Origin of the sequence: Asaia sp. SF2.1 (assembly GCF_000505765.1) — a bacterium.
Taxonomy (GTDB): Bacteria; Pseudomonadota; Alphaproteobacteria; order Acetobacterales; family Acetobacteraceae; genus Asaia; species Asaia bogorensis.
Map to the genome: position 1 here is coordinate 43,028 of NZ_AYXS01000010.1, position 7,103 is coordinate 50,130.

Consider the following 7,103-nt stretch of genomic DNA (forward strand, 5'->3'; position numbering starts at 1 on the left):
GCTGCGGCCTTGGGCAGTGCAAGCCCAAGAGCGGTTAAACGGGCGGTCGGGGTTTCGTCAGGGGTCTGTGACATCGGCTTGTCTCCTTGCAGAGGGGCTGAGGGAATCTCCCTCAGCTGACCAATCGCAGCCTGCCACGCTCATGCGGCGGAAGATCACCCGGAATATCGAGCGGCAACATCGGATCCTCCTCGATCACGTGAGGATCTTCGGGTGCGCTGTCGGGCAGACGCTTCCCCAGATAACTATCTGACAACGCCCTGAAGGCATAATCAAGCAGCGATGAGGCATAAGCCGCCACAGGATCGCCTTCGACCGTACCGGCAGGCCCGAAGCGCGTATGGGCAAACTGCTCGACATACGCCGCCAGCGGGGCACCGTGCTGAAGGCCGATGGTCACGGCCTGTCCGACGCTTTCAAGCAGGCCACGCACCATCGCGCTCTCACGACCGGGCGTAAGCGAGATCTCGCCCAGCGAGCCATCTTCATATTCACCCGTCCTCAGATAGAGCCGATGGCCGCCAATCGCGCTGCGCTGCGTGAACCCGCCGTGACGTGCCGGCAGGGGGCGACGCACACCGCGCTCCAGACGCGCACGCAAAGGCAGGGGCGACGCCGGGTCAGGACGCGCCGGCATACGATCAACAAACCCGGTCAGGGCGCGATGCATCAGCAGATGGGCATCGGGCCCGGGCTGAGGCAGGGGGGTTTCGCCCAGTACCGCACGGGCGAACGCGCCTTCCAGCGTCAACCCGCGATGCGCCAACCGTGACAGGGCACTTGCACGCAGCGTCCCATCGGCACGCAACGGCGAGAAGATGGGAGCCAGACCACACGCTTCAACGCCCAGCAGGGCATCGACAGGGCCGGGCTGGGAGAAGCCGGTCTCGATCAGCACCCTGTTGGGCAGATCGGGCAGCGTATCCTCCATCTCGTCGCGTATCTGGCGCCCTGTAACCTCAAGTCCCGGGATCGGGCAGGAGACGGGAGGCAGCGGCACAGGCCCTGCACCCTGACGCGCAAGGGAGGTGGCAAGCCAGCACAGATAGCAGGCCGCATCGCGCCCGGTCTCACTGTCATAATCGAGCCCCATAAGGGCGAGACAGCTATCCAGATTGGTCAGAAGCAGCGTCCCTGCGGGGCCACCCTGAGCCTCCTGCTCGGGTGTTGCGGTGGCAGGACCGTCGAAAAGCGGCAACTCACCGTTGAGCATGGGGCCATTGACCGCATGGAGGCGGCGCAGGGCGCTACAGGCCAGGCGAATGAGCGTGACAAAGGCCTCGCCGTTGAAATCACCCTCCTGAACAAAAGCCGCCAGATTGACTACGAACCCGCTGCGACGATCGACCTGCCCCTGCCAGAGTGGCGCCATCGGCGCCATCTGTCGTTCCAGCAACGCAGCTGCCAGCGCAGCACCAAGACCGGCACTGCCCACAGACTCACCCGGCAGGGCAGGCAGGCTGGTCAGCCGGTCGAGCCAGCGTGCGGCCTCGCTCGAAAGGCGCAAGGCGCCAGTCGATGCCGAAAGCTGCAAAAGCGCTATCGCCGCTTCGTCTTCCCAGCTTGCAGGAAGGGTTACGGCGCGCAGGGCGAGATCGTCCGGATCGGCAGCGACATGCGTTGTGCGCATACGCACCCCGTTCCAATGGAGAAGCGTTGTCATAGCCTTGAATCTAGGCATCGACTCGGGCCGGGAAAAGGGTGTTTCGGCACCGCCCACAGGGGATAATGGTCCGCAAAATGGGGATATGGTGGATAACATTCCCGCCCCCCGCCAGGGCAGGGTGATAGACGCTTGCGAGCGAAGCCTGTAGGACTGGCAGGGTTGTCTTTCAACAGCGCACCCTTTCCGGGGTCCAAGCCTGCGAGTTGCCAAATCCCATGAGTTCACTGTCTGGCGTGCGCCCCCGTCGCGATCTTCTCGAACTGACGACCGGCTTCGTGGTTCTTGCGATCCTGGCGGCCCTGCTTGCCCTTGCCGTTCTGGGCCGTCATCAGGGTGGCAGCGACGGCTATATGCTCAAGGCCGTTTTCAACCAGATCGATGGTCTTTCGGTCGGGTCGGATGTCCGTCTGGCCGGCATCACGGTGGGCCATGTCACCTCCGAGCAGGTCGATCCGAAAAGCTATCGTGCGCAGGTCAGCTTCACGGTACGCAATGGCATCAATCTGCCAACCGACAGTGCCGCCATCGTGACGTCTGACAGCCTGCTTGGAGGGAAGTATATTGCTCTCTCCCCCGGCGGCGATGAAAAGAACCTGACACCCGGCTCCGTCGTAGGGCAGACCCAGGGGGCCATCAGCCTCGAACAGCTTCTGAGCAAGTTCATTTTCTCGGTGACGGACTCGCTCGACAAGAGCCGCAAGGCCGCCACCCCATGAGCGAGGCGACGCCCTGGACCGACCGCAATGGCACCCCGATTGCTTGCGTAGAGAAACTCAAGGTCCTGCGTGAAAACGACACCGAGCTGCGCCAGACGCTGCAGGACGTGTTCGAGGATGCCTTGCTGATGGGTGTCGCCCCCGATGCCATGCGCCGCCATCTGGCTGGCATGATCGACGCGCTGGAAGAACTCAATCCATGAAATGCGCCCTATGAAACGCACCGGGATACACGCTCTTTTCCAGACACAGGGCCACAAGCGCGTCCTGCGTTTGTCCGGCCTCACGCCTGTGACTGTCATTGCCCTCATGACCGCCTCTTCCATGCCCGCTCTGGCGGCGGAAGCCGTGGCGCCTCCGGTGATGTATCCGGCTGGTCTGTGGCAAGGTCGCGGTGAGGCTGTGATCCGCGTTCTCAACCGAACCGACTCCCATATCGAGACAATGACCATTCCGGTTGGGGGGCAGGCGCAATATCGCAGCCTGCATCTTGGCGTCACGCGCTGCGTCGAACGTCCCGAAACCCTGCCGAGCAATGCGGCAGCCCTCATCACCACCAGTGACGACACGGACCCCGGTGCCCATTACACGGGCTGGATTCTGGCGCAGGAACCTTCACTCGGCACCTACAAGAGCGCGCTCTACGGCATTTCAGTGGTTGCATGCTCTGGCCCGAAGGCCGACCCCACACTCGCCCCACTGCCGCAGCCGGTCGTGCCTGTTCTGGGCGCGAATACGCCTGATAGCGCGCAGAGCCAGCCGGGCGATCTGAACGATCCGTCCCAAGGTTCTGCCGCGTTACCTGTGCGCTCCGGCACACTCCCGGCAAATGGCGGTAACCCGGCCAGTGGTGCTTCGGCCGGGCCGACCCGCCTTACGCCGCTCGGTGACCCCGCAAACAGCTCACACCCCATGGGAGGGGCTTATAATCAGCCCACCCGCAACGAGACGAGCCAGGGACAATCACTCCCTCGTCCCCCCCAGTCTCCTTCGTCCAGCGCCGATCAGGGTGGTCCCATGCAACTAGCGCCCCTTTCGGGCGGGCCGGTATCAAACAGCGCGCCATCGAATGGCGGTGGTCAGCCCCTTCCACCCCCGCAGCCCTACGGACAGTAACATCGCAGGCCTGCCCATTGACGGCGTGGCGCCCGGTTGCCACGCCGTCCGACAAGCCCGATCCAGTGTCGCGGATCGAGTGCAAAGCAACAAAATGACATGACGACCATATTCTGATCAGATTTGTGGCTGATAACGCAGCTGTGCCTGTATTTCGGTGCAACCGCGTATCAATGAGGAAGTTATCAAACCCATGACAACCCCCTCTCCCACGGCGACTCCGTCATCTGGCCCAATCGCGCCCTCTGCGGATCACGCAGCCTTTCTGCTCGATTTCGACGGGACTTTGGTCGATATTGCCCCAACCCCGGCTTCTGTTCAGGTCGAGCCCGGCCTGATCGAGACATTGCTGCGCCTCAGAGACCGTTGCGGCGGTGCGCTTGCCATCGTTACCGGGCGTCCGATCGAACAGATCGACCATTTTCTGCCTGGTATTCCGACCGCTGTTGCAGGCGAGCATGGGCTTACCCTGCGCCGCAGCCTCGATGGACAGGAAGAACCTGTTGTCACAACGCCCCTGCCCCCGGAATGGCAAAGCCGTGCCGAAGCCCTGATAGGGCGTTTCCCAAATACGGCGCTCGAACGCAAGAAGGCGGGGCTCGTGCTGCATTATCGCGGCAATCCCGACGCTGGCATCATTTTCGAGCAGGAAATCATCGCATGGCTGGCGGGTCAGGATGATTTTGAAATCCATCCGTCCAAGATGGCCTGGGAAATCCGCCTTGCCGGTATTCACAAAGGCAATGCCGTCGAGGCTCTGATGGCGCAGCCTCCTTTCGCCGGACGCGTGCCGGTTTTTGTCGGTGACGACGTGACTGACATGGACGGCGTTCGGGCCGCCAAGGCCCTTGGCGGGTTCGGTTATCTCATTCCTGATGACTTCCCGACCGCCCATGAATTCAGGGCATGGCTTGCCCGTTATGTGGAGACTGCCTGATGGGTCGCCTCGTCGTTGTTTCCAACCGTGTCCCTGCTCCGCGCGAACGCAGCCAGCCCGCAGGCGGTCTGGCCGTGGGCGTACGCGATGCCGTGCGTGGCACGGAGAGCCTCTGGTTTGGCTGGTCAGGCCGCCACACCACGCAATCTCGCGAGCAGACGCCCAAGCTCGACACCCATGAGAGCTGCACCTATGCCACGATCGATCTGACGCGCAGCGAGTACGAGCATTTCTACGAGAAATTCTCCAACGGGCTGCTCTGGCCGCTCTGCCATTATCGCATCGGGATCATCGACTACAAACGGATCGATTATCAGGTCTATCGCGAGGTCAATGCCCTCTTTGCCGATCAACTCGTTCCTCTCTTGCGCGAGGACGATACGCTCTGGGTGCATGACTACCATCTCTTCCCGCTGGGCGCGAAGCTGCGTCGGCGTGGCGTAAAGGCCAAGATCGGCTTTTTCCTGCACATTCCGTTCCCGCCCTGGAGCGTGACACGTGTGCTTCCCTGCGCCGAGGAAATGCTGCGTGAGATGGCTGCCTATGACCTCATCGGTGTGCAGACCGAGGAAGATGCCCGCAACATGAACGGGTGCTTCGAAGCCAATAATCTGCCCAACCGCGCCGTTCATTTCCCGATCGGCATCGACCCGGTCGAATTCAGCGAGCAGGCCGAACAGAATGTCATGGCCGAGGAGGTGCAGCGCCTTCATGCGTCCCTTCGTGGCCGCAAGCTCATCCTTGGCGTGGATCGCCTCGACTATTCCAAGGGGATCCCGGAACGCATCCACGGCTACGAGACTTTTCTCAACCGCTACCCCGAGCATAAGGGTGAGACGGTTCTCCTGCAGATCACACCCGTCTCACGCGCCGGTGTCGCCAGCTATCGTGCGCTGCGTCGTGAGCTTGATGAGATGGCAGGGCATATCAATGCCATGCACGGTAACTTCGACTGGTCACCCATTCGCTACCTCACCCAGTCTGTCCCGCGCGAGGTTCTGGCCGGTTTCCACCGCATCGCCGATGTGGCACTGGTCACCCCGTTGCGCGATGGCATGAATCTCGTGGCCAAGGAATTTGTCGCTGCGCAAAGCGCCGACAATCCGGGCGCCCTCATCCTGTCATCGCTCGCCGGCGCTGCACCTGAAATGGAGCAGGCCCTCATGGTGAACCCGTATGATCACGAAGGCATTGCCGATGCGATCCATGCCGGGATCACAATGAGCCTTGAAGAGCGGCAAAGACGCTGGCAGGCTCTACACTACGACGTCACCCAGAATACCGCAGCAAACTGGGCCGATCGTTTTCTTGAAATGCTCAGAGAGACCGAAAGACAGGAATGATTGCTCGACTGACCGGTGGATTACTGTTTTTCGCCGGTATGGCCGCAATTGGCGTCGCCTGGTGGGCCGAGCACGTGCTCGGCTATGCCCCATGCGAGCTTTGCCTTATCGAGCGGGCGCCGTGGCGCATCGTCGCCTTTCTTGGCGTTCTGGCCCTGCTCATCCCGGGTATGGTCGGGTTCTGGGCCACGGTCCTAAGTCTGCCAGCCCTCGCAGCAGCCGTCATGCTGGCCGGGCTCCATAATGGTGTTGAGCAGAAATGGTGGGAAAGCCCGCTTCCTGCCTGTCACGCACCCGTATTTCATACAGGTGCCAGCTTTCGCGAGCGTATGGCCAGTATGCCTCTTCGCCCCGCCAAACCCTGCGATGACCCGACCTATCTCTTTCATCTGCCTGTTTCGATGACGGTCCTTGGCGGTATTGCCGCCGCGCTGCTGTTCATCCTTGTCAGCTATAGCGTCGTGCTTCAGGCCCGGCGCTGGCACGCGGCACGCTGAACCGGTCGCGGTTTCCGCCTGATACGCCCAATCCCTGTCGAAACAGATAGATGCTGGCAGGGCTCAGGGGATTATCCGGTTCCGAGGCCACGCAAGAAAAGTGTCAACCTCTATCCACAACGGGTCCTGCGCCTGCAATCCCCGCCCTGATCGTCGGAGCTGTAGCATTTGGCACCTCGCTGTCTATGCTTGCTATCGTGGAAAATTCTCATACGAGGTGGGTGAGAGTCTTATCTCCCGATTGCACTCGCAAGAATTCTGGGAGCTTTCGCCATATCATGACCTATGTTGCCATTTATCGGTAATTTATCTCACACAGATCGGCATAATAATAAAAAACTCCCGGAATAAAGCCCGTAAATCGAGTTTGGCACGGTGCTTGCATGAAAGAAATCAGACCATCAGGCAAAGGGCCTGAGGCACATAGGGATTTCAATCATGTTCGCATTCACCAAGTCTTTCATCGCCGCTGCCAGCCTTGTCGCTCTTGCTGCCCAGCCTGCTCTGGCGAAAGACATTGTGGTCGAGAACGTGCAGGCCGCAGCAAACCAGACGGCTCAGATTGATGTTTCCAACACCGACCTGAAATCTGACCGCGACTGGAATCGCGTTGCCGATACCATTCGTGTCAAGGCAGCCGATATCTGTGAACGTACGGTAGGCGCCAGCGATCGCCGCGAAGCCGATATCGAGGAATGCACGCAGGCCGCCTACGAAAACGGCGTACAGCAGATGCGCAATATCTATGCCCGCCGCACCCTGGCCGGCCAGACGCGTCTGGCCCGTTCGTGAGCGAAAAGGCGCTACAGCGCGCGTGGCAACAGGATG

General features: G+C 61.1%; 8 protein-coding genes. 7 read left to right on the forward strand and 1 reads right to left on the reverse strand.

Annotation, left to right across the window (positions count from 1 at the left end; genetic code table 11):
• Positions 1-112: 112 nt before the first annotated feature.
• Complete coding sequence (locus P792_RS26065; protein WP_023978261.1) at positions 113-1,663, reverse strand: vitamin B12-dependent ribonucleotide reductase; 1,551 nt, start codon at positions 1,661-1,663, stop codon at positions 113-115.
• A gap of 218 nt (positions 1,664-1,881) precedes the next feature.
• Between P792_RS26065 and mlaD the strand changes: the two genes are divergently transcribed.
• From mlaD to P792_RS26095, 7 genes are all read left to right on the forward strand, one after another.
• Positions 1,882-2,382: an outer membrane lipid asymmetry maintenance protein MlaD gene (gene mlaD, locus P792_RS26070; RefSeq protein ID WP_023978262.1), complete on the forward strand. Its 501-nt coding sequence runs from the start codon at positions 1,882-1,884 to the stop codon at positions 2,380-2,382.
• The gene (locus P792_RS26075) at positions 2,379-2,585 is read left to right on the forward strand and encodes a hypothetical protein (protein ID WP_023978263.1); all 207 of its coding nucleotides are present in this window, start codon (positions 2,379-2,381) and stop codon (positions 2,583-2,585) included. Before mlaD ends, P792_RS26075 begins: the two co-directional genes overlap by 4 nt.
• A gap of 10 nt (positions 2,586-2,595) precedes the next feature.
• A complete protein-coding gene (locus P792_RS35945; RefSeq protein ID WP_161630828.1) occupies positions 2,596-3,498 on the forward strand; it encodes a DUF2155 domain-containing protein in 903 nt (300 codons plus the stop codon).
• Between the two features lie 193 nt (positions 3,499-3,691).
• Positions 3,692-4,435, forward strand: a complete 744-nt coding sequence (gene otsB, locus P792_RS26080) for a trehalose-phosphatase (protein ID WP_023978265.1) — start codon at positions 3,692-3,694, stop codon at positions 4,433-4,435.
• On the forward strand, positions 4,435-5,778 hold the full coding sequence (locus P792_RS26085; protein ID WP_023978266.1) for a trehalose-6-phosphate synthase: 1,344 nt from the start codon (positions 4,435-4,437) through the stop codon (positions 5,776-5,778). Before otsB ends, P792_RS26085 begins: the two co-directional genes overlap by 1 nt.
• On the forward strand, positions 5,775-6,275 hold the full coding sequence (locus P792_RS26090; RefSeq protein WP_023978267.1) for a disulfide bond formation protein B: 501 nt from the start codon (positions 5,775-5,777) through the stop codon (positions 6,273-6,275). The genes P792_RS26085 and P792_RS26090 overlap by 4 nt, the downstream gene beginning before the upstream one ends.
• Positions 6,276-6,713: 438 nt before the next feature.
• Positions 6,714-7,067, forward strand: coding sequence for a UrcA family protein (locus P792_RS26095; protein WP_023978268.1), 354 nt, complete (start codon positions 6,714-6,716; stop codon positions 7,065-7,067).
• Positions 7,068-7,103 lie beyond the last annotated feature (36 nt).

Bases quoted from the DNA above. Each gene is read 5' to 3' on its own strand.
- P792_RS26065 (WP_023978261.1), bottom strand. From the start codon at position 1,663: ATGACAACGCTTCTCCATTGGAACGGGGTGCGTATGCGCACAACGCAT.
- mlaD (WP_023978262.1), top strand. From the start codon at position 1,882: ATGAGTTCACTGTCTGGCGTGCGCCCCCGTCGCGATCTTCTCGAACTG.
- P792_RS26075 (WP_023978263.1), top strand. From the start codon at position 2,379: ATGAGCGAGGCGACGCCCTGGACCGACCGCAATGGCACCCCGATTGCT.
- P792_RS35945 (WP_161630828.1), top strand. From the start codon at position 2,596: ATGAAACGCACCGGGATACACGCTCTTTTCCAGACACAGGGCCACAAG.
- otsB (WP_023978265.1), top strand. From the start codon at position 3,692: ATGACAACCCCCTCTCCCACGGCGACTCCGTCATCTGGCCCAATCGCG.
- P792_RS26085 (WP_023978266.1), top strand. From the start codon at position 4,435: ATGGGTCGCCTCGTCGTTGTTTCCAACCGTGTCCCTGCTCCGCGCGAA.
- P792_RS26090 (WP_023978267.1), top strand. From the start codon at position 5,775: ATGATTGCTCGACTGACCGGTGGATTACTGTTTTTCGCCGGTATGGCC.
- P792_RS26095 (WP_023978268.1), top strand. From the start codon at position 6,714: ATGTTCGCATTCACCAAGTCTTTCATCGCCGCTGCCAGCCTTGTCGCT.